The organism is Streptomyces sp. NPDC007875, from assembly GCF_042868035.1.
Lineage (GTDB): Bacteria > Actinomycetota > Actinomycetes > Streptomycetales > Streptomycetaceae > Streptomyces > Streptomyces antimycoticus.
Genome location: NZ_JBIADZ010000017.1, coordinates 17782 through 43732, shown reverse-complemented (window position 1 = coordinate 43732; position 25951 = coordinate 17782). Strand labels below are relative to the sequence as shown.

The window sequence follows — 25951 nt, the reverse complement described above, 5'->3', positions numbered from 1 at the left end:
TCCGGGCCGGGGAGGCACCCCGTCCGTCCCACCCGTCACAATGGGGATCATGTCCCGACGTACCCGACGCCCGCAGCCGGCCCGCCCCACCCCGGCCTCCTGCCCCTGCGGGCTGCCCGCGGCCTACGACGACTGCTGCGGCCGGCTGCACCGCGGCCAGGCCCGCGCGACCACCGCCGAGCAGCTGATGCGCTCGCGCTACAGCGCCTTCGCCGTCGGGGACGAGGCGTATCTGCTGCGCAGCTGGCACCCCACCACCCGGCCGCCCGGCGCCGGGCTGGACGCGGGGCTGCGCTGGGTGCGCCTGGAGATCCTGGGCACCACCGAGGGCAGCGCGTTCCACACCACGGGCACCGTCGAGTTCCGCGCGCACTACACCGAGGGCAGCCGCGCGGGCTCGCTCCACGAGAACAGCCGCTTCGTACGCCACGAGGGCGACTGGGTCTATCTCGACGGTGTGACCGGCGACTGACCCCGCCCCACGGCGGCCGGCGCGATCACGGTCCGCGCCGACTTGGTCATTTGTTTCCCGTGTCGTCGCCGACGCCTTCTGGTGCCCGGTCAACTCCGGGGCGATGCTGGGGCGCTGTGCGTGTGAACCACGCGAGTCCCCTGGCCCCATGGAGTTGCCGTGCCTCCTGTCGCGTTCGCCAGACCTCTGGCGGCCCTGGCCGCGGTGTCCGCCCTTGTGCTGGGCGCCGCCGGCCAGGCCACCGCCGACACCACCCCCGCCCCGGCGCCCGAACCCCTGCCGCGGCTCTCCACGGAGATGCTGCGGCCGGTCGCGCCGCCCGCCGCCAGCGGTGCGCCGGGCACCCGGTCCGTGGCCGACGGCGACGGGCTGCAGACCGCCCGCTCCTCGCGGCCGGTCGCCCCGGGAGTGAAGCTGACCTCGTACGACCGGCTGGAGTCGGACAAATGGCTGCGGGTCGACGCGCTGTCGGTGGACCTGGCCGGCGGCACCAAGGTCGACTATCTGCACCCCGACCAGGTCGCCAAGCGCCGGACCGTCTCCCAACTGGCCGCCGAGCACGACGCCGGGCCGGGGCGCCGCACGGTCGCGGCGATCAACGGTGACTTCTTCGACATCAACCAGACCGGCGCCCCCGAGGGCAACGGCATCGGCGACGGCCGCCTCGTCAACTCCGCCTCCGCGGCCGGGCCCGCCCAGGCCGTCGGCATCGGCCCGGCCGACGCGGGCCGCCTCCTCCAGCTCTACTTCGACGGCACCCTGACCCTCCCCGACGGCCCCCATCCGCTCGCGGCACTCAACGCCGCCAACGTCCCGGCCGCCGGGATCGGGGCGTACACCGCCCAGTGGGGCGAGGCGGACCGCGCCCAGACCGTGGACGGCGCACGGCGCACCGCCGAGGTCACGGTCGTGGACGGCAAGGTCACCAAGGCGGCCACCGAGCCCGGCAAGGGCCCGATCCCGGCCGGTGCGACCGTGCTGCTCGGCCGGGACGCCGGGGCCGACGAGCTGTCCGGGCTGGCCCTCGGCGACGCGGTGTCGATGGAGTACCGGCCCCGCACCGACGACGGCGACCTGCCCCGCACGGCCCTCAGCGGCCGGGAACTGCTGGTCGTGGACGGCAAGCCGGTCGGCCACGACGGCGAGGGCAACAACACCACGGCGCCGCGCACCGCAGTCGGCTTCTCCCGCGACGGCCGCACCATGCAGATCCTCACCGTGGACGGGCGGCAGGCCGACAGCGGCGGGGTCACCCTCACCGAGCTGGGCCTGATGATGAAGGACGCGGGCGCCTACAGCGCGCTCAACCTCGACGGCGGCGGCTCCTCCACGCTCGTCGCCCGCGAGCCCGGCAGCGACACCACCCGGGTGGAGAACAGCCCGTCCGACGGCGCCGAGCGCACCGTCCCCAACGGCCTGGCTCTCACCGCGCCCGACGGCAGCGGCCGGCTCAAGGGCTTCTGGGTGGACACCGCGATGGACCGCGCGTCCGCGCCCACCGCCGACCCGGTCCGGGGCGGCCACCCCGAGCGGGTCTTCCCCGGACTCACCCGCCGCCTCACCGCCGCCGGTTACGACGAGACATACGGCCCGGCCGACGGCGCACCGCAGTGGCGGACGGCCGATTCCCACATCGGCCGGGTCGGCTCCGACGGCACCTTCACCGCCCGACACGGCGGTGACACCACCGTCACCGCCCGGCGCGGCGCCGCCCACGGCGACATCGGCCTCACCGTCTTGGACCGGCTGGACCGGATCCAGCCCACGGGCCGGCTGGTCGGCCTGGCCGACGCCGAGGCCACGGGCCGGTTCGGCGTCGTCGGCATGGACGCGCACGGCACCAGCGCCCCCGTCGAACCGTCCGATGTGCGGCTCTCGTACGACCACGCGCTGTTCGACATCGCCCCGGACCCCCGGACGGGCACCTTCACCGTCAAGGCGCGCCACGACCAGGCCGCGGGGCAGGTCAAGGTCCGCGTCGGCGGCGCCACCACGGTGCTCGCCGTCACCGTCGGCCTGACCGAGCGGCAGGAGGCGTCCTTCGACGACGCCGACCGCTGGACCTTCAGCCAGGCCCGCGCCTCCGGTTCGGCGGAGGCCACGCCCGACGGCCACACCGGCACCGGGCTGAAGCTGGACTACGACTTCACCCAGTCCACGGCCACCCGCGCGGCCTATGTCACCCCGCCCCAGCAGATCGAGGTGGACGGGCAGCCGCAGTCCTTCGGCCTGTGGATCAAGGGCGACGGCAAGGGGGCGTGGCCCACACTGCACCTCAAGGACGCGGCGGGCTCCGACCAGTTGCTCCGCGGACCCTATGTGACCTGGACCGGTTGGCGACATGTCGACTTCGCCGTCCCGGCCGGGGTCGCGTATCCGCTGAAGGTCAACCGCTTCTACCTCGCCGAGACCGCCGCCACCCGCCAGTACACCGGCAGTGTGGTCATCGACGACCTCTCGGCGCGGGTGCCGCCCTCCGTCGAACTGCCCACGGAGAGCGTGCGCCCCGATCCGCTGATCTCCACCGCCGCGCAGGTGCGGGGACGCGACTGGCGGTTCGCCGTGATGTCCGACGCACAGTTCGTGGCCCGCGATCCGGACAGCCCGATCGTCGCCCAGGCCCGCCGCACCCTGCGGGAGATCAAGGCGGCCAAGCCCGACTTCCTGGTGATCAACGGGGACCTGGTGGACGAGGGCTCCCCCGCCGATCTGTCCTTCGCCCGCACCGTGCTGAAGGAGGAGCTGGGCGATGAGCTGCCCTGGTACTACGTGCCCGGCAACCATGAGGTGATGGGCGGCTCCATCGACAACTTCACAGGCGAATTCGGGCCCGCCCACCGCGCGTTCGACCACCGGGGCACCCGCTTCCTCACCCTGGACACCTCACGGCTGGGGCTGCGTGCCGGTGGCTTCGACCAGATCAAGGAGTTGCGCGCCCAGCTGGACTCGGCCGCCAAGGACCCCGACGTCGGCTCGGTCATGGTGATCGAGCATGTGCCGCCGCGCGACCCCACCCCGCAGCAGGGCAGCCAGCTGGGCGACCGCAAGGAGGCGGCGCTGCTGGAGGGCTGGCTGACCGACTTCCGCCGCACGACGGGCAAGGGCGCGGGGTTCATCGGCAGCCACGTCGGCACCTTCCACGCCTCACGGGTGGACGGCGTCCCGTACCTGATCAACGGCAACTCGGGCAAGAACCCCGCCGCCCCGCCCAACCAGGGCGGCTTCACCGGCTGGTCGATGGTCGGCGTGGACCACGTCTCGGCCCGGGACCAGGCGGCCGCGCGCCACGCACCGTGGCAGGGCGGCCCGGACTGGGTGTCCGTGCAGACCCGCGCCCATGTGGACGGGCTGACCCTCACCGCCCCGGAGGACCTGCGCACCGGGCAGGCCGCCGACATCACGGCGACCGTCTTCCAGGGCGAGGGGATCGATGCCCGCCGGGTGCCGGTCGCCTTCCCGCTGAGCGCGGACTGGACCGGCTCGCCAGGCGTCCACATCGGCGATCCGGACGACGCCGGGCGCCGTGATGTGGCGGCGTACGACCCGGCCGACGGCAAGCTGACCGCGCTGCGCCCGGGAACGGCCACCCTCGCGGTGCGCGTGAACGGCGCCACCGCACAGGCGCGGTTCACCGTCACCGCGGCGGCCGCGGCGCCCGCGGCCTGAGGGCTGTCCGGCGGAACACGATTCCGGCGGCTGGCGCCGGGACATCGGCCCGCGCATCCGCGCCGAGCAGGTGCGGATGCGCGGTACCGAAAGTCAGGTCACCGCCGCAACGGTCCCTCGCAACTGAAGTCCGCGGTGCCGGAGTTGCCCGCCACGGTGGGCCGGTCGAAACTGCAGTTCATATCGCTGAAGTCGACGGCGGCGGGCCTGGAACGGTCGAGCAGGTTGGCGTCGACCGCCTCGGACATCTCCGTGAAGACCTTGTTGAGGCTGCCGGGGTCGCTGAGGTTCGCGGTGATCTCGCCGGTGCAGACGAACCGTCCGTGCTCGCCGTCGCCACTGTCCTTGCAGGCGGGCTGATCGCCGGTGGCCTGGGAGAAGGCGCTCTGCGCCCCGGCGGCGTCGGTGAGCGTCAGGTCCTTGTTGGGGATGTACGTGGTGTCCGGTACGAACAGGTCGTCGACGATGGCTATCTGTGCGTCGAGGAAGGCGTCGTACTGCTGCTGGAGGTTGGTGTCCGCGCCCTGCTGATTGCGCCAGTTGTCGAAGGCGACGGGGTCGTCGGCGCGGATGAACCGGTACATCTCCTGGAGTTTCGCCGGGTGGTCGCGCCACAGGAACTCGAAGAGGGTTCCCGCGTAGGAGTAGAAGCGGAAGCCGTCGCGGTCGTAGGTCGCGTGCAGCATCTCGTTGATCGTCATCCGCGGCCTGCCGCCCTGGGTGTCGTTGATGATGTCGCGGACCAGGGACTGGCGTACACGGATGCCGTCGTCACGGGTCGAGCCGTCGAAGAACTCGGCGCTGCCCTCGTCCATGGCGGTCGTGCGGTCGCCCTCGTACCAGGGGCCCTCACCGAAGAAACCGGGAATGGCGAACCGGCCGTTGAGGTAGTGGGTGTACTCATGCCGGAAGAGCTCTTCCAGGGTGAGGGAGGAGTCCTGCGGCACGCGGCGCTGGTAGGTGTAGAAGGTCGCACCCTTCTCGATGTAGACACCGCCGTTGTCGGTGCCCATGCCGGTGAGCAGCGGGTGGTAGACCTCGTAGTCGGAGCGTGAGGCGTACAGCACGATGCCGAGAGTGGCGTTGGGGTCGTCGGCGAGCGGCTCCTCGATTCCGAGCACCCGATGGAACTGGGCCCTGACCTGCTTGGACGCATAGTAGAGCTGGTCGACGGTGGCACGGTCGAGGGCGGTGCGGACCTTGATGCCGCCGTTGTCGTAGGAGTACGTGTTCGGGAAGATCCGCTTCTCGATGTCCTCCTTGCAGACGCCGTAGGGCCGGCACGCCTCGAAGGTGATGAGCCAGGAGACGACCTTGCCCCAGGGCGCGCTGCCCTCGCCGAAGTTCTTGACGGTGACGGGCAGCAGGGCTCCGAGGTCGGTGATGGTCTGCTGCTTGAGGAAGTCGATCTCGCCGAAGCGGCCGTACTCGAGGAGGGCGTCGCGGACGACCCAGGCGTTGGGGGTGTCCTTGAGGTGGGTGTAGTCGGCGAACGCCTTGAAGGCGGCACGGTAGCCGGGGTCGGCGGCGACCGCGGCCTGGAACTCCTTGTCCTGGTTGCCGGGGTAGACGCCCAGGTAGTTCAGCGAGAGCGCGGAGAGGGCGGCGTTGCCCCAGGACTGGTCCCCGTTGGTGGCGGTGTGCTCCGGGTCCATGGTGGCCAGGACCTTCTTGACCAGACCGAGTTGGTACTGGCGTCCGCCGGGTCCGCTGCAGGCGATCAGGGCCTCGCGCAGGGTGTCGGCGTTGGCCCGGGTGGCGTCGAAGGTGTGGGCCGCGGCGGCGAAGGCGTCGACCGCGCCGCGTACCGCGGTCACGGTGGCGGCGTCGGTGGTGTCGATCTCGTCGTGCGAGAAGTCGTGGTAGGCCACCGCGTGCAGGTACGTGAACATCTCGTACAGGTGGCTGGTGTTCTCGCCGTCGTGGCCGGGGGCGAGGGAGGCGATGCGCCGGGCCACGGTCTGGACGTGCGCGTCGGACATGACGGGGATCAGCCGCGGGTCCCAGTTCCAGATGAGGCCACGCAGACAGCCGTCGGCGGTGACCGCGGGGTCGGCGAGGAAGTCGGCCAGCTGATCGGGACTCAGCCCGGTGACGCCGTCGAGGGTGCAGGGGGCGACGGCCGGCTTCTTGTCGTGGTGGGCGGCGGCCGGCCCGGACAGCGGGCCGGGGATCCGTCCGTCGGTGATGGCGGAGCGGGGCGCGGGGGCCGGAGCCGCGCTGGACTCCGGTTTCGCGTCGAGACGTTGGGCGTGGTCGAAGCGGTTGTCGGCGGGCCGGGACGTGGGCTTCGGTGCCGCCTTCGGCTGCCACGGATGGGCGGATGGCGCGGGGTCCCTGGGTGCGGCCGCGGCGGCCTGCCCGAGCGGCATCACGAGCGCGGCGATGAGGGTCGCGGCCGGCAGGAGTCTGCGCGAGGGGCGCGGATGTAACACCTGAACCTCCAAGAGGCGGTGGGGGTGAGTGGGGCCCCGAGGCGATGGCCTTCACTGCACGAGGTGTGACCTGTAACATAGTAATGTGAAATTGCACTGACAAGGCGTCAGGAAAAGGTCATCCAGATTTCCTTCACCGGAGGTGTCCGTGACCGCACGTGCCGCCCAACTCCACATCGGCAGCCATGACTTGCCCGTATCGGACGCCCTCGCCCGCTCGATGGCCGATGGCTGGGCCCCCGCCCCACCCTCCGGTGACTCCCGTGTCCCCGGCTTCGAGCAGCTCACTGACCGCCGGGCCCGGCTCGCCACCCGCTTCCCCGGCGAGCGACTGCTCATCCCGGCCGGCGAGCTGAAGGTCCGCTCCCACGACTGTGACCACCGCTTCCGCCCGCACAGTGCGTACGCCTGGCTGACCGGGCTGACCGGCGAGGACCAGCCCGGTCACGTGCTGGTCCTGGAGCCGGACGGCGAGCCGGTGCTGTACCTGCGCCCGCGGTCACCACGCGACGAGGGCGGGGAGTTCTACCGGGACCGCAAGTACGGCGAGTTCTGGGTCGGCCACCGCCCCGACCTGGCCGAGGCCGAGCGGCTGACCGGCGTCCGCTGCGCCCACCTGGCCGGCCTCGCCCGCCTCGGCCCCGGCAGGGACGCCTCCCGCGATCCCGAACTCGCCTCCGTGCTCAGCGAGTTGCGACTGGTGAAGGACCCGTGGGAGGTGGCCCAGCTCCAGCGGGCCGTGGATCACACCGCCACCGGATTCGAGGATGTCGTCCGCGCCCTGCCGTCGGCACTGCGACACCCCCGCGGCGAACGCTGGATCGAGGGCGTCTTCCAGCTGCGCGCCCGGGCCGAGGGCAACGGCACGGGCTACGAGACCATCGCCGCCGCCGGCGCCCACGCCTGTGTGCTGCACTGGACCCGCAACGACGGCCCGCTCGACCCGCGGCAACTGCTGCTGCTCGACGCGGGCGTGGAGACCGACGCGCTGTACACCGCCGACCTCACCCGCACTCTCCCGCTGTCCGGGCGCTTCTCCCCCGTCCAGCGCCGGGTCTATGAGCTGGTGCTCGCCGCGCAGGACGCGGGGATCGCCGCCCTCAAACCGGGCGCGAGCTTCCGCGACTTCCACATGGCCTGTTCCACCGTGCTCGCCGAGGGCCTCGCCGACTGGGGCGTGCTGCGCATCCCCGCCGCACAGGCGCTCACCGCCGAGAGCGGCCTCCACCGGCGCTACACCCTGTGCAGCTCCGGCCATATGCTCGGGCTCGACGTCCACGACTGCGCCCGCGCCCGCGCGGAGCAGTACCTGGACGGCGTCCTGGAGGAGGGCCAGGTCCTCACCGTCGAACCGGGCCTCTACCTCCAGCCCGACGACACGACCCTGCCACCCGAACTGCGCGGGATCGGCGTCCGCATCGAGGACGATCTGGTGATCACGGCCGACGGCGCCCGCCTGATGTCAACGGCCCTGCCCCGCACGGCCGATGCGGTGGAGGAGTGGATGGACCGACTGCTGTCCCCGTCCGGCTGATCCGCGGTCGCGATGCGCTCCCGTCCAAGGCACCGGGCGGGGCGGCAGCCCCGTCAGGGCACTCGTGCCGCCTCCTCGCGGCCCTGGGCCCACAGGGAACGGACATGGCCGAGGTGGCGGGTCATGCACTCCTCTGCCGCCTCGACGTCCCCGGCCAGCATCACATCGAGCAGTTCCACGTGCTCCTCGGCGGACGGCAGCAGCTGGTCGTGTTCGTCGAGCCAGGTCAGACCGTAGAGACGGGAGCGCTTGCGCAGGTCACCAACAGTCTCGACGAGGCGGTCATTGCCATTGAGCCCCAGCAGTTCGAGGTGGAAGCGGCGGTCGGCCTCCAGATAGCCGACGAGGTCATGGGCGGCGGCCGCGTCGACGATCTCCAGGGCGATCGGGCGGAGCGCTTCGAGCTGTGCGCGGGTCGCGGTGCGGGTGACCCGGCCGACGACCGGGACCTCGATCAGCGCCCGGATCTCGGTGTACTGGTCGAGGTCGCGCTCGCTCACCTCGGTGATCCGGAAGCCCTTGTTGCGCACCGGCTCGACCAGACCCTCGCGGGCCAAGTCGAGCATGGCCTCCCGCACCGGTGTGGCCGAGACCCCGAAGTCCGCGGCCAGACCGGGCGCCGAGTAGACCGCGCCCGGCCGGAGTTCACCGGCTATCAGGGCCGCACGCAGCTGATGGGCGACCTGGTCGCGCAGCCGGTGCTGAACGGTGGCCAGGCTGCGATGCTTGAGTTCACCCATCTCGGCCCTCCGAATGGCACGTCGAGTCGGCGCGGAGTGCCAGCGTACAATGTCACGTTGCGCCAGAGGCCTGACAACGGCCCGGCCGGAACCCGGCCGGGGTCCGAGCTCAGGTGTCCCAGACCCGGCGGACCTGTTCGAAGCGGGTGGGCAGCGGAGGACGGCGACCGGCGTACCAGGCGTTCGTACGGTGGACGAACCGGCGCCAGGAGAGCACCAGCCCCTGCCGGGTGATGGGCAGCCCGGCGACCACGGTCACGCCGTTGTCATGGGTGTGGTGCACCGTCAGCAGCAGCGCGTCCGGCGCCGCCCCCTCCAGCTCGGCGCAGAGCTCCTGCCGCACTCGCAGCCAGCGGCGCAGCACCAGCACAGTGCCGCGGTCCAGGCCGTGCCGGCGCGGGACGCGATGCTTGCCGTGCTCGATGGTCACCCACCCGGAGTCCAGGTCCAGCGCCGACATGGTGCAGCGCAGCAGTCCGCCGTACCGGGCGCCGCTGGCCCGCGCCAGGCCCACCACCACGGCCAGCCGCACGGTCTCCGGCTTCGCGCCGTCCTCCATGGCCTGCACCGACAGCTGCCGCCAGATCCACTCCGCCTCCGCCGTCGAGACCAGCGGCCGCGGATAGCGGTCCTGGGCCGTCCGCGCCTGGGACCGCGCTGCCATGTCCACCCCCTGGGAGCCTCGTGACACCGAATCGCTTGGCACACTATTTCTTCCGCCGATGTGCTCGTCAAGGTCATCACGGCGGTACGGTCGTCCGTGTGCGTCTTCTGCTGATGTCCGACACCCATCTCCCCCGGCGCGCCAAGGCGCTCCCCGGGGAGCTGCTGGAGCGGCTGCCGCACGCCGATGTGGTGGTCCACGCGGGCGACTGGGTCGACCTCGCCACCCTCGATCTGCTCCAGGAGCGATCGCGCCGGCTGATCGGGGTGTACGGCAACAACGACGGGCCCGAGCTGCGGGCGCGGCTGCCGGAGGTGGCCCGGGCCGAGCTGGCGGGGGTGCGGCTGGGCGTGGTGCACGAGACCGGAGCGGCGCGGGGGCGGGAGCGGCGCTGCGCCGAGCGGTTCCCCGGCCTCGATGTGCTGGTGTTCGGCCACAGCCATATCCCGTGGGACTCCACGGCCGAGGGGCCGCTGCGGCTGCTCAACCCCGGCTCCCCCACCGACCGGCGGCGGCAGCCGTACTGTACGTTCATGACGGCCACGATCGAGGCCGGGCGGCTGACCGCCGTGGAGCTGCACCGGCTGCCGCCCCGTCGCTGACCGATCGCCGTTCCCCGGGTGTGATGGCCGCGCCCGTTTCCTTCCGTTCGCTCGTCTCTCCTTTCAGCCCCGGTATCCGACAGGTCCTTTTCGGGTGCCGAGGAGTGTGTGATGACGACGGCAAGTGGCGGGTCCGCAGGGCGATGGGCGCTGGCGGCGGTGTCCGCGACCGTGTTCTGCGTCCAGCTGGACGCGTTCGCGCTCAACCTGGCCCTGCCCGGGATCGGGCGGGATCTGGGGGCGGCGGGCGGCGGCCTCCAGTGGGTGGTGAGCGGATATCTGCTCGCGGCCGGCGCGCTGATGGCGGGCGCGGGGCGGCTGGGCGATCTGTACGGCCGTCGCCGGTTGCTGATGGCCGGGCTTGCGGTGTTCGGCGGCGCGTCAGTGGTCTGTGCGCTGGCCCCGTCGCTTCCGGTGCTGGTGGGCGCGCGGGTGGTGCAGGGCGCGGGCGGGGCGATGGCCATGCCGGCCGGTCTCGCCCTGCTGACGAACGCCTGTCCGCCCGGTTCGCGGGCCCGGGTCATGGGCCGGGCGCTGGGCATCGGGGGCGTGGCCACAGTGTGCGGGCCCTACGTCGGCGGGGTGCTCACCGAGGCGGTGTCCTGGCGGGCGGTGTGCTGGCTGAACGTACCCCTCGCACTGGTCGCCGTGGTGTGCGCGGCACGGGCCGGGGAATCGCGGGACACCACCGCGCCGGTGTCCGTGGACGCGGCGGGGCTGATCACGGCGACCGGCGCGCTCGCGGCGCTCGCGGTCCTGGTCGACCGGGGATACCTGTGGGGCTGGACCTCGGGCCGCTCGGCGGTGGCCCTGGCGCTGGCGGTCGGGCTCGGGGCCGTCTTCGTACGGCGTGAGCGGGCGGCGGCGCATCCGCTGATGGATCTCGCCCTGTTCGGCAACCGGCCCTTTGTGGCGCTCACGGCGGCGGGGGCGGCGGCCAATGCCGCGACCGTGGTCGTCCTGTTCGCCGTGCCCCTGGCGCTGCAGGGGCCGTGGCGGCTGTCGGCGACGGGCGCGGGGGCGGCCTTCCTGGCCCCGGCGGCGGCGATGGCACTGGCCGGGCCGGTGGCGGGGCGGATCCGCACGGCGCACGCGGTGCGGGCGATGGCCGGGGTCCTGGTGCTGGGGGCGGCGGCGCTGGGCGCCGCCGCCGCGGCGCCGACCCTGCCGGTCTTCCTCGTCGCGGTCACGGGGTGCGGGGCCGCGCTCGGGGTCGCGGGCGCCCTGACGCTCATCGCCACCCAGGCGGTGGTGCGGCCCGAGCGCGCCGGGGAGGCATCGGGGGTGACCAAGACGGTCATCACCACCGCGGCGGGGCTGGGGGTGACCCTGTCCGCGCCCGCCGCCGACGCGCACGGCGCCCCCACGGCCGCGGCCGTCGGCGCGGTCCTGATGGCGGCCGGGGGCTGCTGTCTGGCCGGGGCCGTGCTCCTGGTGCTGACGCGGGTACGGCCCGGCGGCTCATGCGGAGGCCGCTCCGCGGTCGACGGGTGCCCGGATTGAACCCCGCAGCTCAGTGGAATAAAAAGTATTTAAGGTGCATATCGGATCTCGGCTCGGCGATCCGCGCCGAGCCCGGCCAGACGAGGGCGCCATGACTTCTTCCCACCCCGAGAACGCCACCGCACCCGCCCCGGCCTCGCCCAGGTCAGCGGCGCATGTGCTCCGAGCCCATGATGTCGGTCTGCTGGTCCTCCGGCTCGGCGTCGGGCTGATCGTCGCCGCGCGCGGCGCACAGCACCTCTTCGGCTGGTGGGGCGGCCTGGGCATCGACAAGACGGCCGTGGCGTTCGCGCAGTTCGGCTATCCGGCACCCAAGGCCATGGCCGTGATCGCCGGGCTCGCCGAGACCTTCGGCGGCCTGGCCCTCGCCGTGGGGCTGCTCACGCCGCTCGCCGGTGCGGCCGTCGCGGGCACGATGGCCAACGCCGTCGCCGCCGCCTCGCCGCTCGGCTATTTCGGCGGTTTCGAGTTCCCGTTGCTGGTCGGGGTCGGCGCCGCCGGGCTCGCGCTCTCCGGGGCCGGCCGGATCTCCTTCGACGCGTTCCTCCCCATTCTGCGGTCGCAGCGGCTGATCTACGGCATCACCATGCTGGTGCTGGCGGCGATCCTGGCGACGGTGACGATCCTGCTCAGCAAGACCTGACGGTCACCGGGGCGGCGAGGAGCCCGGGGCACAGGGCGGCGAGGAGCCCGGGCACGGGGTGGGGAGAAGGATCGCCGTCGCACGGGTGAACACCAGGAACCGGTTCTCCGTATCGCTCTGTGTGCGTCCTGCCCATGGGACGCGCGCCGCCCGCACAGGCCGATACCGAGACCGGAGGCCCCGTCCATGAATGACCGGTTCATCCCTCCCATCCAGGCGCTGCCGGATGGCGACGCCGAAGTCCGCCTGGTGCTCCATCTGCCCTGGGAAGTGGTCGCCTCGCTGGGCCAGGAGGCCGGCCGGCTGGCGGCCCAGACGCAGCGGCCGGTGAGCCTCGACGAGGCGGTCAGCCATCGACTGCGCCAGGGGACCCACACCATCGGCGTCCACGCCAAGCCCGAGCGGGAGCGGACCCAGCCCGCGGCCACGGCGCCCCATCCCTCACCGCCGCTGGCGGCCCGCTCCCCCGGTGAGCAGGCCCGGCAGGCGATCGAGAAGATCAACGGGTCGGCGCATCCGCACAACGGCACCGCGAACGGGAGCGCCCCAGCCGCCGAGTCCACGGGCCCGCAGCACACCACCGGCGCCCCGGAACCGGCCCCGCCCGACACCCGGGGCATCCTGGAGCGCCCCACGAGGGCCACCGGAACGGTGAACGGCACATCGACGGAGATGCCGAGATAGCACCGGAAGCAGGCGCAGGGAACGGCTGGAATGGCCGCGGATACGAGGGTGCCGTCCCCCGCCGGACGGCACCCTCGTATGTGTGGCACCTCGAAGGTGCGAGGCATGCGAGCCTCCGGCCCCGCCTTACTCCACGTGGTCCAGGGCCGCGGCGACGATGCCATCGCTGTCGATGCCGTGGTAGCGGTAGATGTCCTCGATCGCCCCGGACTGGCCGAACCGGGTCACGCCGAGAGTGGTGACGGGCGTGTTCTGGATCGTGCCCAGGAAGGACAGGGTGTGCGGGTGGCCGTCCAGCACGGTGACGAGCGGCGTGGTCCGCTCGGCGGGGAAGACCTGGTCGAGGATCCAGGTCGGGTCCTCCGACAGGCCGCGGCGGGCCTGTAGCGCGCGGAAGAGCAGGTCCGGGCTGGTCACGCACACGACATCGGCGCCGTAGCCGAGGGCGGCGAGCCGGTCGGCGGCGGCCAGGGCCTCCGGGACCAGTGCGCCCATCGCGGCGAGGGTCACCACCGGGTTCTCGTGCTGCCTCAGCCGGTAGGCCCCGGCGACCGCGTGCCGCCGGCGGCGCTCACGCGCGGCCGGGTCCGTCGGCACCGCGGCCGCGGACTGGTCGACGGGCCGGGTGGACAGCCGCAGGTAGGCCGAACTGCCGTCGGGACGGCCGAGGTTGCCGAGCGCGGCCAGCAAACACCATTCGGTGTCGATCGCGAACGCGGGTTCGTAGGTGACACAGCCGGGCTGCTCGATACCCAGCGACGGAGTGGTGATCGACTGGTGGGCACCGCCCTCGGGGGCGAGCGTGACGCCGGACGGCGTGCCGACCAGGATCGACTGGCCACCGGCGTAGATACCGAAGGACCACGGCTCCAGCGCCCTGTTGACGAAGGGGTCGTAGACCACACCGATCGGCAGCAGCGGCTGGCCCCACCGGCTCCAGGTGGCGCCCAATTCGCCGAGCAGACCGACCAGGTTGGTCTCCGCTATGCCCAGCTCCACATGCTGGCCCGTGGGCCGTTCCCGCCAGTGCAGGATCGTCTCGGCGTCGTCGGCGAACCAGTTGGGACGCTCGGTCGGCGACCACACACCGACCTTGTTGAGCCAGCCACCGAGATTGGTGCTGGAACTGACGTCGGGGCTGACGGTGACGATCCGGGCGGCCGCCTCCGGCGCCCGCCGGGTGAGATCCAGCAGGACACGCCCGAGAGCCTGCTGAGTGTTCCCGATGCCGGTCGGCGCCGGGCGGGCCAGGTCGGCGGGCACCTCGGGGGGCCGCCGCGATGCGTGTCCGGGGCGGCGCAGCCGATCGGCGGCCGCCGCGCACAGGGCCGCTTCCGGCGAGCCGTCGCCGAAGGCCGCCCAGGGGCGGTCGAGGTCCGTCCCCAGACGGTCGGCCAGCTCCTTCATCTGGTCGCCGGTCAACAGCGAGGAATGGTTCTGCGGATGGCCCTCGGTGGGCAGCCCGCAGCCCTTGACCGTGTACGCGAAGATCACGGTCGGGCGGGTGTCGTCGACGGCGTCGTAGGCGTCCATGAGGGCGCGGATGTCATGGCCGCCCAGGTTGCGCACCGCTGCCAGCAGCGAGCCATCGTCCAGTGGCGCGATGAGGTCGGCGATCGGCCCGGCCGTGGAGCCGGTGCCGGGCAGGCGCTCACGCAGTTCGTCGGCGGAACACCGCAGCAGGCGCTGGTATTCGGGGTTGCCCATGGCGTCGATACGGGCGCGCAGCGCCTCGCCGCCCGGCCGCGCGAACAGCCCCCGCAGGGCGTGCCCGTACTTGAGGTTGATCACCTGCCAGCCGGCCGCGGTGAACATGCCCCGCAGCCGCTCCGCGGCGATACCGGGCACCACGCGGTCCAGGGACTGCCGGTTCAGGTCGACAACCCACACCACCTCGCCCAGGCCCGGCACCATCGGGTCCTGGATCGCCTCCCAGATCGCGCCCTCGTCCAGCTCCGCGTCGCCCAGCAGGGAGTACTGCCGTCCCGTACCGGCCCCGCCGAAATGCCCCTCCGCGTAGCGCCGCGCGATGGCCCCCCACAGGGGCGCGGTGGCGCCGATGCCGACCGAACCGGTGGAGTAGTCGACCGGGTCGGGGTCCTTGGACCGGCTGGGGTAGCTCTGCAGGCCCCCGAAGGCGCGCAGGGTGGTCAGATAGGACTCGTCCAGCTCACCCAGCAGGTAATTGATCGCATGCAGCACGGGCGAGGCGTGGGGCTTGACCGACACCCGGTCCTCGGAGGTCAGCGCGTGGAACCACAGGGCCGTCATGATCGAGGTCATCGAGGCGCTGGACGCCTGGTGACCGCCGACCTTCAGGCCCGAGGGGTTCGGCCGCACCCGATTGGCGTGGTCGATGATCGCCGTGGACAGCCACAGCACGCGCCGTTCGACCGCCTCGAGCGCGGCGAGCTCCGCCTCCCGGGCGATGCCCGAGCCCTTGCCGCCGGCTGACCTCGGCGCCGAGTTCACGACCGTCACAGAGCGCACCCCACTGTCCGCACCTTGCTTCCGCAAAAATTGACGTTGTGCTCCGCCAGTAGACAGATAATCCCTTGGATGCACAACATGTGCCCGTAGCACTGTGCATTCTGCTCAGACTCCGAGGCGGATGAGGGACATCGATTGGGCACCATGAGCGATGAACGAGGCGTGGACGCCACCGACGCGCGGATCCTGCTCGCGCTTGCCGCCGATCCACGAGCCACCATCGTCGCCCTGGCCGAGCAGCTGGGGTTGTCCCGCAACACCGTCCAGGCCCGGGTGGCCAGATTGGAGCAGGGCGGCGCGCTGGACTCCTTCGAACGCCGGATCGCCCCGAAGGCGCTGGGCCATCCCCTCACCGCGTTCGTCACCGCGCGGGTCCATCAGCACCGGTTGGCCGAGGTGTCCGAAGCGCTGGCGGGCATCGACGAGGTCGTGGAGGTCTTCGGCCTCAGCGGCGAGACGGATCTGCTCATACGGGTGGCCGCCACGGATGTGGAGGCCCTGTACGGAATCGCGGGACAGATCCTCGCCATCCCGGGCATCGAGCGCACCACGACGGCCCTGGCCATGCGCGAACTGGTGCCGCACCGCCTCACCCCACTGCTGCGCCGTGCAGCGGCGGGTGGATAACAGGCTGTAGGGGACACGGCGGGCCGGTGGAACTCCTGGACGCCGCCGGGTCACGGCGGCGCCCGGAAGCGAGGTCAGCCGGCGGCGCCGACCTTGGTGTCATCCGCTGCCGGTTCGGGGGACACGGCGGACGGATGGAGTACGGCGCGGGCCCGGTCGGCGTCGAAGTCGTTCTCCCACTTGCCGATGACGATGGTGGCGACGGCGTTGCCCAGCACGTTGATGAAGACGCGGCCCTCGTTGAGGATGCGGTCGACGCCGACGATGAGCGACAGGGCGGCCAGGGGGATGTGGCCGACGGCGGTGACCGTGCTGGCCAGCACGACGAAGGCGCCGCCGGCGATGCCCGCGGTGCCCTTGCTGGTGAGCATCATGACGCCGACCATGACCAGTTGCTGCTGCCAGGACATGTCGATGCCCACGGCCTGGGCCATGAACATCGAGGCCATCGTGAGATAGACGGCGGAGCCGTCCAGGTTGAAGGAGAACCCGGACGGAATGACGATGCCGACCACGGGCCGGCCGATGCCGAGGGTTTCCAGCTTGCGCACCAACTGCGGCAGGACGGCCTCACTGGAGCAGGTGCTCAGCGCCACCAGCAGCTCGGCCTTGAGGAAGCGCATGAGAGCGAACAGGCCGAATCCGCAGGCCCGCATGATCGCCCCGAGCACGACGAGCACGTAGAGCACACAGGTGGCGGTGAACAGGACGATGAGGTAGCCCAGTTGCTTGAGGCTCTCCGCGCCGTAGGTGGCCACCACCATGGCCAGGGCACCGAAGGTGCCGATGGGGGCCAGCCGCATGACCCAGCCCACGATCCGGAACACCACGTCCGACAGGGCGCGGATCCCGTTGGTCAGCGGGGCGGCATCTTCGCCGGACATGTTCAGCGCCACGCCGAAGACGATCGACATCATCAGGGCGGCGAGGATCGCGTCCCCCGTCACGGCGCCGAACAGCGAGGTGGGGATCAGGGAGGAGACGAAACCGGTGAACGTGACGTGCGCCTGTGAGGTGTCGGGGACGTCGTCGGCGTTCAGTGTGGAGGGGTCGATGTGCAGTCCCGCGCCCGGCTGGAAGACGTTGGCCACGACCAGTCCGATCAGCATCGACGCCAGGGACAGCACCAGGAAGTAGCCGATCGCCTTGACGCCGATGCGACCCGCCTTGCGCAGGTTGTCCATGGACGCGATGCCGGTCGTGACCACACAGAAGACGACCGGGATCACGATCATCTTCACCAGGGCGATGAACCAGTCGTTCAGTGGTGCGAGGTGTTCTCCGAACCCGGGGAGGAGCAGGCCGACGGCGATCCCGAGGACCGCGGCCAGCACCACCTGGAACCACAACTCACGTATCAGGCGGTTCAGCCGTGACCGCTGCGGGCGGCCGGCCGTGGTGGTGGATGTCATCGTTGGTGCTCCCTTCCTAGACGTGCAGGTCGCGCAGCACCTTGTAGAAGGCGGCCTTGCCCTCGAAGCCGATACCGGGGATCTCGGTGAGGCCCACCCGGCTCTTCTCGACCACGGCGTTGTCGGCGAAGCCACCGGTGGGCTGGAACTCTTCCGGGTAGGACTCGTTGCCGCCGAGCCCCAGTGCGGCGGCGATGTGCAGGGAGAACTGGTGCCCGCCGTGCGGGATACAGCGGCGCGAGGACCACCCGTGGTCGCGCAGCATGTCCTGGATGCGCAGATACTCCGTGAGCCCGTAGCTCAGCGCCGGATCGACCTGGATGACGTCACGGTCCGGGCGCAGACCGCCGTAGCGGATCAGGTTGCGGGCGTCCTGGAGGGAGAAGAGGTTCTCGCCGGTGGCGATCCGGCCGGAGTAGTGCTCGGCCACCACCGCGTTGAGCTGGTAGTCCAGCGGGTCGCCGATCTCCTCGTACCAGAACAGGCCGTACGGCTCGATGGCCCGCCCGTACTCCAGGGCGGTGGCCAGGTCGAAACGGCCGTTGACGTCGACGGCCAGCCGGGAGCCGTCGCCGTCCAGGACGTCCAGGACCGCCTCGATGCGCCGCAGGTCCTCGGGCAGGTCGGCGCCGCCGATCTTCATCTTCACCACGTCGTAGCCCAGGTCGAGGAAGCCGCTCATCTCGTCCCGCAGATCGGCCAGGGTCTTGCCGGGCGCGTAGTAACCGCCGGCGGCGTAGACGAAGACGGAGTCGTCGGGCCGCCCGTCGCCGTAGCGCTCGGACAGCCAGCGGTACAGCGGCCGGCCCGCGATCTTCGAGGCGAGGTCGAACAGGGCCATGTCCACGACACCGACGGCGACCGAGCGCTCGCCGTGGCCGCCGGGCTTCTCGTTGCGCATCATCACCTCCCACGCCTTGGTGGGATCCAGCTCACCCCGCTCATCGAGCAGGCTGTCGGGCTCGGCGTCCATCAGCCGCGGCAGGATGCGACGGCGCAGGATCTCGCCCGCGCTGTAGCGGCCGTTGGAGTTGAAGCCGTAGCCCACGACCGGCTTCCCGTCGCGGATGACGTCGCTGACGATCGCCACGATCGAGCAGTCCATCGCGCTGAAGTCGATCCAGGCATTGCGGATCGAGGAGCGGATCGGGACGACGCCCTCGTAGGCAGCGGTGATCTTCACGCAAGCACCTTTCTCATATCTTATAAGTTGTGAGCGGTGATAGAGTCAGATGCCCGAGCAGCCGCTGTCAAGAGCGGGACCACGACGCCACGGGGAAAGGAAACGCCGGACGCGATGGCAAGCCCCAACCTCTTCCTGAGCAAAAGCGACCTTGCCTACGCCGAGCTCCGCCGGCAGATTCTCTCCGGCAACCTCCCGGCAGGCTCACGGCTGGCGCAGTACGACCTGGCCGAGTCCCTCGGCATGAGCATCACCCCCCTGCGGGAGGCGATCCGCCGCCTCAGCAGCGAGGGCCTGCTCGACGTCGACACCCACCGCAACGTCCGCGTGTCCTCCATGAACTCCGACGAGGCCCGCCAGCTCTTCGAAGTACGGCTCTCGCTGGACCCCACCGCCGCCGAACTGGCCGCCACGCGCCGCACCGACCAGGACATCGCCGCCCTGCGGACCGCGGTCGGCAACCTGCTCCCCGTCACCCGCCAATGGGGCGAGGAAGCACTCACCGCACACCGCACCTTCCACCAGGCCCTGTACCGCGCTTCCCACAACGACGTCCTCATCCGGCTCCTGGACGACCTGTGGGACAAGTCCGACCGCTACCGCCGACTCGGCCTCGAACTCCCGCCCGGCGACGAGCCGCGCACCCGCGACCTGGAGGAACACCACCGCCTCGTCGCCCTCGTGGTCGACGGCCGAGCCGTCGAGGCGGGCAAGCTCATGCGCGACCACATCGCGCACAGCCTCACCGCGACCGCCATCAGCGCCCTGGAGAACCGCGAAAGCCACCGCGAGAACTGACTCGGCACCGCGGCCGGCGTCCCGAGTGTGGCCGAAGCCGGCTTTCGGTACAAGACGGGAGCAGGGGGCGCCGCAGGGCGATTGCAAAGCCTTGGTGATCTTGTAGGTGTGCACGTCCTGACGTGCGGCGGGCGGGTCCGCTCAGGTGAGGAGTTTCGCGAGCTGGGCCATCTCGGTGGGCGGGTCGATCACTGGCTGGATGAGGAGTTCGTCGATGCCGGCCTGCTCCAGGGCGGTGATGCGGGTGAGGAGGTCGTCGCGGGTGCCGACCAGGGCCAGGGTGTTCATCAACGAGGGCAGGACCAGGTCGCGGTCGTGCGGCGCAATGCGTCCCAGGTAGTTGGGGTAGAGCTTGGTGTGCCGGTCCGGTGCGGTGGAGGTGGTGCCGCGCCGGTCGAGGAGCCGCCGCACCGCCTCGCCCTCCTCAGGGCCGAGTTGCCCGGCGAAGGCGGGTGTGTCGGCGGCGAAGGCCAGTAGCGACATGACGAGGTGGCCTGTGGCGTCCCGGGCCGGGTCGCCGTGGGGGTCCTCGTCCTCGTCGAGGAGGTGGAGCGAGGTGACCACGTAGGAGCCCGCCCGGGAGTCGGTGTGGGAGTCGGGGTCATGGGGTGTGGCCTGGGCGGCGTGGCGGCGGGCGTCGTGAAGCGCGTGCCAGGCGGTGGGGTCCAGCAGGCCGACGGAGATGAGGCCGGTACCGCGGCGGCCGGCGACGGCGGCGGCCTTCGGTCCGAGCAGCGCGGCCACGACGAACTCGATCGGGTCGGCGGTGTTCACGTGCGGTCCGGTGTGCAGGAACCGGATGTCGCGGACCCGGTCACCCTCGCGATACTCCGTCGAACGTCCGGCACACAGGTCCTGCAGTGCGGCGGTGAAGTTCTCCAGCCTGGCCGCCGTGGTCGGCCGCATGCCCAGGGTGCGCCGGGCGGTGTTTCCGGTGCCGACCCCGCAGATGATCCGGCCCGGTGCCAGGGCGTTGAGGCTGGCCAGCCCGCTCGCGGCGGCCGGGGCCGAGCGCAGCGCCGGTGAGGTCACGCCGATGCCGAGCCTGATGCGGCTGGTGGCCTTCGCACACAGGCTCAAGGCGACGAAGGGGTCACCGTGGACCATCGGGGTGTCGTAGACCCAGAAGCTGTGCAAGCCCAACTCCTCGGCCCGCACGGCGAGGTCCTCCACACCGGGGTGCGCGGCGACAATGACGCCCGTACGCATCAAGACCTCCAAGGTGTGCGGATGGAATCGAACCTGCTCAGCATGGCAGTGCCCGGCGCAGGGCCGTTGCGAAGTCGCGTGATCTCCTACCGTCGCAGGCCGGACGGCCGTGCCTGACGCAACGAAGCACCGTTGATGCGGATGACCTTCCCAAGTCGTCTGCCTGCAACGGAGCTTCGATGTGCCGTCAGTCTGCCACGCCGTGTCTCGTCAAGACCCTGCCGCCGCACCGGGTGGCGGGCCTGTCGCTGACGGAACGGCTGGTCAGGTTGCCGGACCCGCGTCGCGCCACAGTGCGCCTCGGGCGGGACGTGGGCCACGTTCTCATCGGCGCCCGCCGGATCGAAAACCCCAATCACTGCGAGCTCATCGCTGTTGGGACGTCCTCCTACGTCAGCCGCGGAGCCCGTCCCGTCATCGTGGCCTCGGGACACGACGGCGCCGAGCTCTCCCGCGATGGCCCCCATGACAGTTTGGACACTCATACCTGGGCGCGCTTGAGAGACGAGTTATGACCAGTCTGCTTCCTGGTTCTCTGTCGTGCCGACTGTCCTGGCCGTTTCACCGAGACGTTCCATTCCTCCTACTCCGCTTTCCAGGCCGAGAGGTCGCACTGACCTGGTTCGCGTCGGTGCGGGATGACGAGGCCGGTGTCACGGTAGCCGCGGTCGGCAGCTGCTTTGGCGCCGGACACTTTCCATGCCCGCGATGAGTCAGCATCAGGCCCGCCACCAATCGCGCAGGACCGCCGGCGAGCGCCAAGAGCACCCGCTGCCGGGCCCCTCGCGTACACATCGCACGCTCGCCACCCGTCCACCAGCCGCCTTGTGGACACCCCACAACCCGGCGCACCGGCCGGGTGGGAGAAAAATGACACACCTCGGCCGCATTCTTCGGACACGCGTCCGCCGTCGGGAACATCGTGCAACTATGACCGGGCGATGCCCGGCTGACCGAGAGGGAAGATCCCCGCTCCCCTCGTCGTTGCCACCTCGCATAAGCATTCGATGCACGTGACAGGAGTGGAACACCGTATGCCCAGCCCTTCCACCAACCAGCCCACCGCCCAGATCGGCGTCACCGGGCTCGCCGTCATGGGCAGCAACCTCGCCCGCAACTTCGCCCGGCACGGGCACACCGTCGCCCTCCACAACCGCACGTTCGCCAAGACCAAGGCGCTGATGGAGGAGCACGGCCACGAGGGGAGCTTCGTGCCGGCCGAGACCGCCGCCGAGTTCGTCGCGGCCCTGCAGCGGCCGCGGCGGCTCGTCATCATGGTCAAGGCGGGTGCGCCCACCGACGCCGTCATCGAGGAGTTCGCACCCCTCCTCGAAGAGGGCGACGTGATCATCGACGGGGGCAACGCCCACTTCGAGGACACCCGGCGCCGGGAGAAGTCCCTGCGCGAGCGCGGGCTGCACTTCGTGGGCACCGGCATCTCCGGCGGCGAGGAGGGCGCCCTCAACGGGCCCAGCATCATGCCCGGCGGATCGGTGGAATCCTACAAGTCCCTCGGGCCGCTGCTGGAGAGCATCTCCGCCAAGGTGGACGGCACGCCGTGCTGCACCCATATCGGCCCGGACGGGGCCGGCCACTTCGTGAAGATGGTGCACAACGGCATCGAGTACGCGGACATGCAGCTCATCGCGGAGTCGTACGACCTGCTGCGGCGGGCGCTGGGCATGACGCCGGGTGAGATCGCGGAGGTCTTCCGCACCTGGAACGGCGGCCGGCTGGAGTCGTATCTGATCGAGATCACCGCCGAGGTACTCGGGCACACCGACGCCGCCACCGGCAAGCCGTTCGTGGACGTGGTGCAGGACCAGGCCGAGCAGAAGGGCACCGGCCGCTGGACCGTCCAGACCGCGCTGGACCTGGGCGTGCCGGTGAGCGGGATCGCCGAGGCGGTGTTCGCCCGTTCGCTGTCCGGCCACGCGGATCTGCGGGACGCCTCGCAGGGGCTGCCGGGGCCGTCCGGCAAGAAGCTCACGGGCGCGGCGGCGGAGCGGTTCGCCGACGATGTCGAGCAGGCGCTGTACGCGTCGAAGATCGTGGCGTACGCGCAGGGCATCCACCAGATCGAGGCGGGCAGCCAGGAGTACGGCTGGGACATCGACCCGGGGGCGGTCGCGAAGATCTGGCGCGGCGGCTGCATCATCCGGGCGCGGTTCCTGAACCGGATCACCGAGGCGTACGCCAAGGACCGCAAGCCCGTCACGCTGCTCACCGACGACCACTTCGCCGAGGCGCTGGGCGCGGCGCAGGACGCGTGGCGGCGAGTGGTGTCCACCTCGGTCGAGCTGGGTGTGCCGGCGCCGGGCTTCTCGGCGGCGCTGGCGTACTACGACGCGCTGCGCTCGGAGCGGCTGCCCGCCGCGCTGGTGCAGGGGCAGCGGGACTTCTTCGGCGCGCACACCTACCGGCGGGTGGACCGCGAGGGGTCGTTCCACACGATGTGGGGCGCCGACCGCGACGAGCGTACGGCCTGACGTCGCGAGGGCCGTGTCCCCGCGCCGGGTTCCGGCGGGGCACGGCCCTCGTGCCGTTGTGCGCCGCGCCCGTCGTGCGGTTGTGCCACCGACCTCGTGCGGTTGTGCCACCGACCTCGTGCGGTTATGCCACGGCCGTCGTGCGGTTATGCCACAGCCCGGCCCTCGTGCCCTCGTGCCCTCGTGCCGCGGCCGCGCCGTCAGGGCGTGTAGCGGCGGAAAGCGGGCACCGCGGCGGCCAGCCCGAGCGTGCTGACGGCCACCAGCAGCCCGCCCGCGGCGACCGCCGCGCGGGCCCCGATGAGGGAGCCCGCGGTGCCGTGCAGCAGGTCGGCGATGCGCGGGCCGCCCGCCACCACCACGGTGAACACGCCCTGCATCCGGCCGCGCATGTCGTCGGTGGCGGCCGACTGGAGGATCGCCCCGCGGAAAACCATCGAGACCATGTCGGCGACGCCCGCGAGGGCGAGGAAGGCCACCGCCCACCACAGGTTCGGGCTGAGCCCGAATCCGGCGATGGCCACGCCCCAGGCCACCACGGCGGCGATGACCATCAGGCCGTGGCGGCGGGCGCGGGAGAAGGTGCCGGACAGCAGACCGCCGGCCACCGCGCCGATCGGGATCGCCGCGAAGAGCAGGCCGAGCGCGAAACCCTCGCCCCAGGGCGCGTAGGTGTGCGAGGCGAGCTGGGGGAAGAGCGCACGGGGCATGCCGAAGACCATGGCGATGATGTCCGCGAGGAAGGACATCAGCAGGATGCGGTGGGCGGCGATGTACCGGAAGCCGTCGACCACATCGCGCCACCCGGCCCGGCGGCCGCCGCCCGCGGCGCCCTCGGTGAGGGGCGGCAGGGCGGGCAGCCGCCAGACCGCCCACAGGGTGATGCACAGCGCCACGGCGTCGATGAGATAGAGCGTGGGCAGGCCGAGGACGGGGATCAGGGCGCCCGCGAGCAGCGGGCCGATGATCATGCCCGTCTGGGCGACGGTGGACTGCAGGGCGCCCGCGGCGGGCAGTTCGCCGGCCGGGACGAGGCGGGCGACGGAGGCGCTGCGGGCCGGGGAGTTCATGCCGAAGAAGCCCTGCTGGGCGGCGAGCAGCACCATGAGCACCGCCACCGAGTCGAGACCGGCGAAGGACTGTGCCCAGAACAGCAGCGAGGTGACGGCGATGCCCACGTTGGTGACGAGCATCAGGGTGCGCCGGTCCATCCGGTCGGCAACCACCCCGCCCCACAGCGCGAAGACCACCAGCGGGAGGAGCCCCGCGAAGCTGGCGTAGCCGACCCACGCCGATGAGCCGGTGAGGTCGTAGATCTGCTTGGGGACGGCCACGGCGGTCAGCTGGCTGCCGATGGCGGTGACGGTGGTGGAGGTCCACAGCCGTCGGAAGGGGCGGTGGCGCAGCGGCCGGGTGTCCATCACCCAGCGGCGCCAGCCGGCTTTCGGCGGCGGGGCGGGGGCGCCGTCCCCGGCTCCGGGGGGTGTGTCGTCGTCCCGGGCGGTGGGTTCTATCTCGTCATCGCTGCTTCTGGCGGTCTCCACGGCTGGTTCGATTCCTCCTACATCCATTCGGGCCGGGAACCATTGTGACGACCCCCGGCCCGCGCCGTGGCCCCGGCTCAGTCTCCGGCCGCCGGCCGCATCGACCGCGGGCGGTGGATGCTGCCGCTCAGGGAGGTCAGCCGGGTGCCGCTGCCGCCCCCTCGGTCGGCGATGATCTCGGCCGCGATGCTGATCGCGGTCTCCTCCGGAGTACGGGCGCCGAGGTCCAGGCCGATCGGCGAGGCGAGCCGGTCCAGCGCCTCCTCGCCGAGACCGGTGGCGCGCAGCCTGCGGAGCCGGTCGTCGTGGGTGCGGCGGGAGCCCATGGCGCCGACGTAGGCCAGCGGCAGGCGCAGGGCGACGTCCAGCAGCGGCACATCGAACTTCGGGTCGTGGGTGAGCACACAGACCACCGTGCGTTCGTCGATCCGGCCCGCCTCCGACTCGGTGCGCAGATAGCGGTGCGGCCAGTCGGTCACCACCTCGTGCGCCTCGGGGAAGCGGCGCGCGGTGGCGAAGACCGGCCGGGCGTCGCACACGGTGACGTGATAGCCGAGGTACGCGCCGATCCGGGCCATGGCCGCGGCGAAGTCGACGGCGCCGAAGACCAGCATCCTCGGCGGGGTGGCGTGGACCGAGACGAACAGCGTGAGCTCCTCGTCCATGCGCGTGCCGTCGTAGCCGTAGCGCAGGGTCTCGGTGCGCCCGCCGGCCAGCAGTCCCCGCGCGTCCTCGGCGATGGCCGCGTCCAGCCGCCCGGAGCCGAGGGAGCCCGAGGTGCCCTCGGGCCGTACGACCAGCCGGCGGCCCAGCCGCCCCTCCGGGTCGGGCCCGTCGACGGCCACGCAGATCACCTCGGCCACCGGCTCCCCCGCGGCCACCGCCGTGGCCACCTCGCCCAGTTCGGGGAAGCCTTCGGGGTCGACCCGCTCCACATACACATCGATGATCCCGCCGCAGGTCAGCCCGACCGCGAAGGCGTCGTCGTCGCTGACGCCGTAGCGCTCCAGCACGGGCCTGCCGCTGTCGGTCACCTCCTGCGCCAGTTCGTAGACGGCGCCCTCGACACAGCCGCCGGAGACGCTGCCGATCGCGGCGCCATCGGGCCCGACCAGCATGCTCGTCCCGGGCGGCAGCGGGGAGGAGTGCCAGGTCGCCACCACCGTGGCACGGGCGAACGGCTCGCCCTCGCCCCACCATCGGTGCATCTGCGCTACGACGTCTCGCATGGAATCCAAATCTCCTCGCCGACCCAT

At 71.7% G+C, this 25951-nt stretch carries 19 protein-coding genes; 10 read left to right on the top strand and 9 right to left on the bottom strand.

The annotated features are described in order from the left end of the window. Positions 1 to 49 precede the first annotated feature (49 nt). Both ACFYOY_RS30235 and ACFYOY_RS30230 read left to right on the top strand, forming a co-directional pair. A complete protein-coding gene (locus ACFYOY_RS30235) occupies positions 50 to 472 on the top strand; it encodes a YchJ family metal-binding protein (protein WP_351893471.1) in 423 nt (140 codons plus the stop codon). A 159-nt stretch (positions 473 to 631) separates the two neighbouring features. Further along, the gene (locus ACFYOY_RS30230) at positions 632 to 4138 is read left to right on the top strand and encodes a phosphodiester glycosidase family protein (RefSeq protein ID WP_388590678.1); all 3507 of its coding nucleotides are present in this window, start codon (positions 632 to 634) and stop codon (positions 4136 to 4138) included. A 98-nt stretch (positions 4139 to 4236) separates the two neighbouring features. Here ACFYOY_RS30230 and ACFYOY_RS30225 read toward each other — a convergent pair whose 3' ends face one another. Further along, positions 4237 to 6573: a collagenase gene (locus ACFYOY_RS30225; RefSeq protein WP_388590676.1), complete on the bottom strand. Its 2337-nt coding sequence runs from the start codon at positions 6571 to 6573 to the stop codon at positions 4237 to 4239. A 148-nt stretch (positions 6574 to 6721) separates the two neighbouring features. Here ACFYOY_RS30225 and ACFYOY_RS30220 point away from each other — a divergent pair, with 148 nt between their 5' ends. Beyond that, entirely contained in the window at positions 6722 to 8107 is a 1386-nt protein-coding gene (locus tag ACFYOY_RS30220) for an aminopeptidase P family protein (RefSeq protein ID WP_351893482.1), read from the top strand. A gap of 53 nt (positions 8108 to 8160) precedes the next feature. Here the strand turns inward: ACFYOY_RS30220 and ACFYOY_RS30215 are convergent, their stop codons facing one another. After that, entirely contained in the window at positions 8161 to 8847 is a 687-nt protein-coding gene (locus tag ACFYOY_RS30215; protein WP_351893486.1) for a GntR family transcriptional regulator, read from the bottom strand. Between the two features lie 109 nt (positions 8848 to 8956). After that, positions 8957 to 9511, bottom strand: coding sequence for a tyrosine-type recombinase/integrase (locus tag ACFYOY_RS30210; protein ID WP_388590674.1), 555 nt, complete (start codon positions 9509 to 9511; stop codon positions 8957 to 8959). Between the two features lie 98 nt (positions 9512 to 9609). Here ACFYOY_RS30210 and ACFYOY_RS30205 point away from each other — a divergent pair, with 98 nt between their 5' ends. The 4 genes from ACFYOY_RS30205 (at position 9610) to ACFYOY_RS30190 (ending at position 12943) form a co-directional block, all read left to right on the top strand. Then, positions 9610 to 10113 (top strand): metallophosphoesterase, encoded by a 504-nt coding sequence (locus ACFYOY_RS30205; RefSeq protein WP_351893493.1) that lies wholly within the window; start codon positions 9610 to 9612, stop codon positions 10111 to 10113. A 111-nt stretch (positions 10114 to 10224) separates the two neighbouring features. Continuing rightward, complete coding sequence (locus tag ACFYOY_RS30200) at positions 10225 to 11616, top strand: MFS transporter (protein WP_351893497.1); 1392 nt, start codon at positions 10225 to 10227, stop codon at positions 11614 to 11616. 91 nt (positions 11617 to 11707) lie between these two features. Further along, entirely contained in the window at positions 11708 to 12259 is a 552-nt protein-coding gene (locus ACFYOY_RS30195) for a DoxX family protein (RefSeq protein WP_351893500.1), read from the top strand. A gap of 186 nt (positions 12260 to 12445) precedes the next feature. Further along, a complete protein-coding gene (locus ACFYOY_RS30190; RefSeq protein ID WP_351893503.1) occupies positions 12446 to 12943 on the top strand; it encodes a hypothetical protein in 498 nt (165 codons plus the stop codon). 126 nt (positions 12944 to 13069) lie between these two features. Here the strand turns inward: ACFYOY_RS30190 and ACFYOY_RS30185 are convergent, their stop codons facing one another. Then, positions 13070 to 15424, bottom strand: coding sequence for a pyruvate dehydrogenase (locus ACFYOY_RS30185; protein WP_388590800.1), 2355 nt, complete (start codon positions 15422 to 15424; stop codon positions 13070 to 13072). 153 nt (positions 15425 to 15577) lie between these two features. Here ACFYOY_RS30185 and ACFYOY_RS30180 point away from each other — a divergent pair, with 153 nt between their 5' ends. Next, the gene (locus tag ACFYOY_RS30180) at positions 15578 to 16060 is read left to right on the top strand and encodes an Lrp/AsnC family transcriptional regulator (protein ID WP_388590671.1); all 483 of its coding nucleotides are present in this window, start codon (positions 15578 to 15580) and stop codon (positions 16058 to 16060) included. Between the two features lie 74 nt (positions 16061 to 16134). Here ACFYOY_RS30180 and ACFYOY_RS30175 read toward each other — a convergent pair whose 3' ends face one another. Then, positions 16135 to 17472: a cation:dicarboxylate symporter family transporter gene (locus ACFYOY_RS30175; RefSeq protein ID WP_388590669.1), complete on the bottom strand. Its 1338-nt coding sequence runs from the start codon at positions 17470 to 17472 to the stop codon at positions 16135 to 16137. A gap of 16 nt (positions 17473 to 17488) precedes the next feature. Continuing rightward, positions 17489 to 18655 carry a mandelate racemase/muconate lactonizing enzyme family protein gene (locus ACFYOY_RS30170; protein ID WP_388590667.1) on the bottom strand — a complete coding sequence of 389 codons (1167 nt, stop codon included), beginning with the start codon at positions 18653 to 18655 and terminating at the stop codon, positions 17489 to 17491. Between the two features lie 114 nt (positions 18656 to 18769). Between ACFYOY_RS30170 and ACFYOY_RS30165 the strand changes: the two genes are divergently transcribed. After that, complete coding sequence (locus tag ACFYOY_RS30165; protein WP_351905081.1) at positions 18770 to 19453, top strand: GntR family transcriptional regulator; 684 nt, start codon at positions 18770 to 18772, stop codon at positions 19451 to 19453. A 141-nt stretch (positions 19454 to 19594) separates the two neighbouring features. Here ACFYOY_RS30165 and ACFYOY_RS30160 read toward each other — a convergent pair whose 3' ends face one another. Then, positions 19595 to 20662 (bottom strand): LLM class flavin-dependent oxidoreductase, encoded by a 1068-nt coding sequence (locus ACFYOY_RS30160; RefSeq protein ID WP_388590665.1) that lies wholly within the window; start codon positions 20660 to 20662, stop codon positions 19595 to 19597. 1034 nt (positions 20663 to 21696) lie between these two features. Between ACFYOY_RS30160 and gndA the strand changes: the two genes are divergently transcribed. After that, positions 21697 to 23151: an NADP-dependent phosphogluconate dehydrogenase gene (gene gndA / locus ACFYOY_RS30155; RefSeq protein ID WP_351905075.1), complete on the top strand. Its 1455-nt coding sequence runs from the start codon at positions 21697 to 21699 to the stop codon at positions 23149 to 23151. Between the two features lie 200 nt (positions 23152 to 23351). Here the strand turns inward: gndA and ACFYOY_RS30150 are convergent, their stop codons facing one another. Together ACFYOY_RS30150 and ACFYOY_RS30145 are read right to left on the bottom strand one after the other, a co-directional pair. After that, positions 23352 to 24695: an MFS transporter gene (locus tag ACFYOY_RS30150; protein WP_351905073.1), complete on the bottom strand. Its 1344-nt coding sequence runs from the start codon at positions 24693 to 24695 to the stop codon at positions 23352 to 23354. Positions 24696 to 24772: 77 nt separating this feature from the next. Continuing rightward, positions 24773 to 25924, bottom strand: coding sequence for an XdhC/CoxI family protein (locus ACFYOY_RS30145; RefSeq protein ID WP_351905071.1), 1152 nt, complete (start codon positions 25922 to 25924; stop codon positions 24773 to 24775). Between the last annotated feature and the right edge of the window lie 27 nt (positions 25925 to 25951).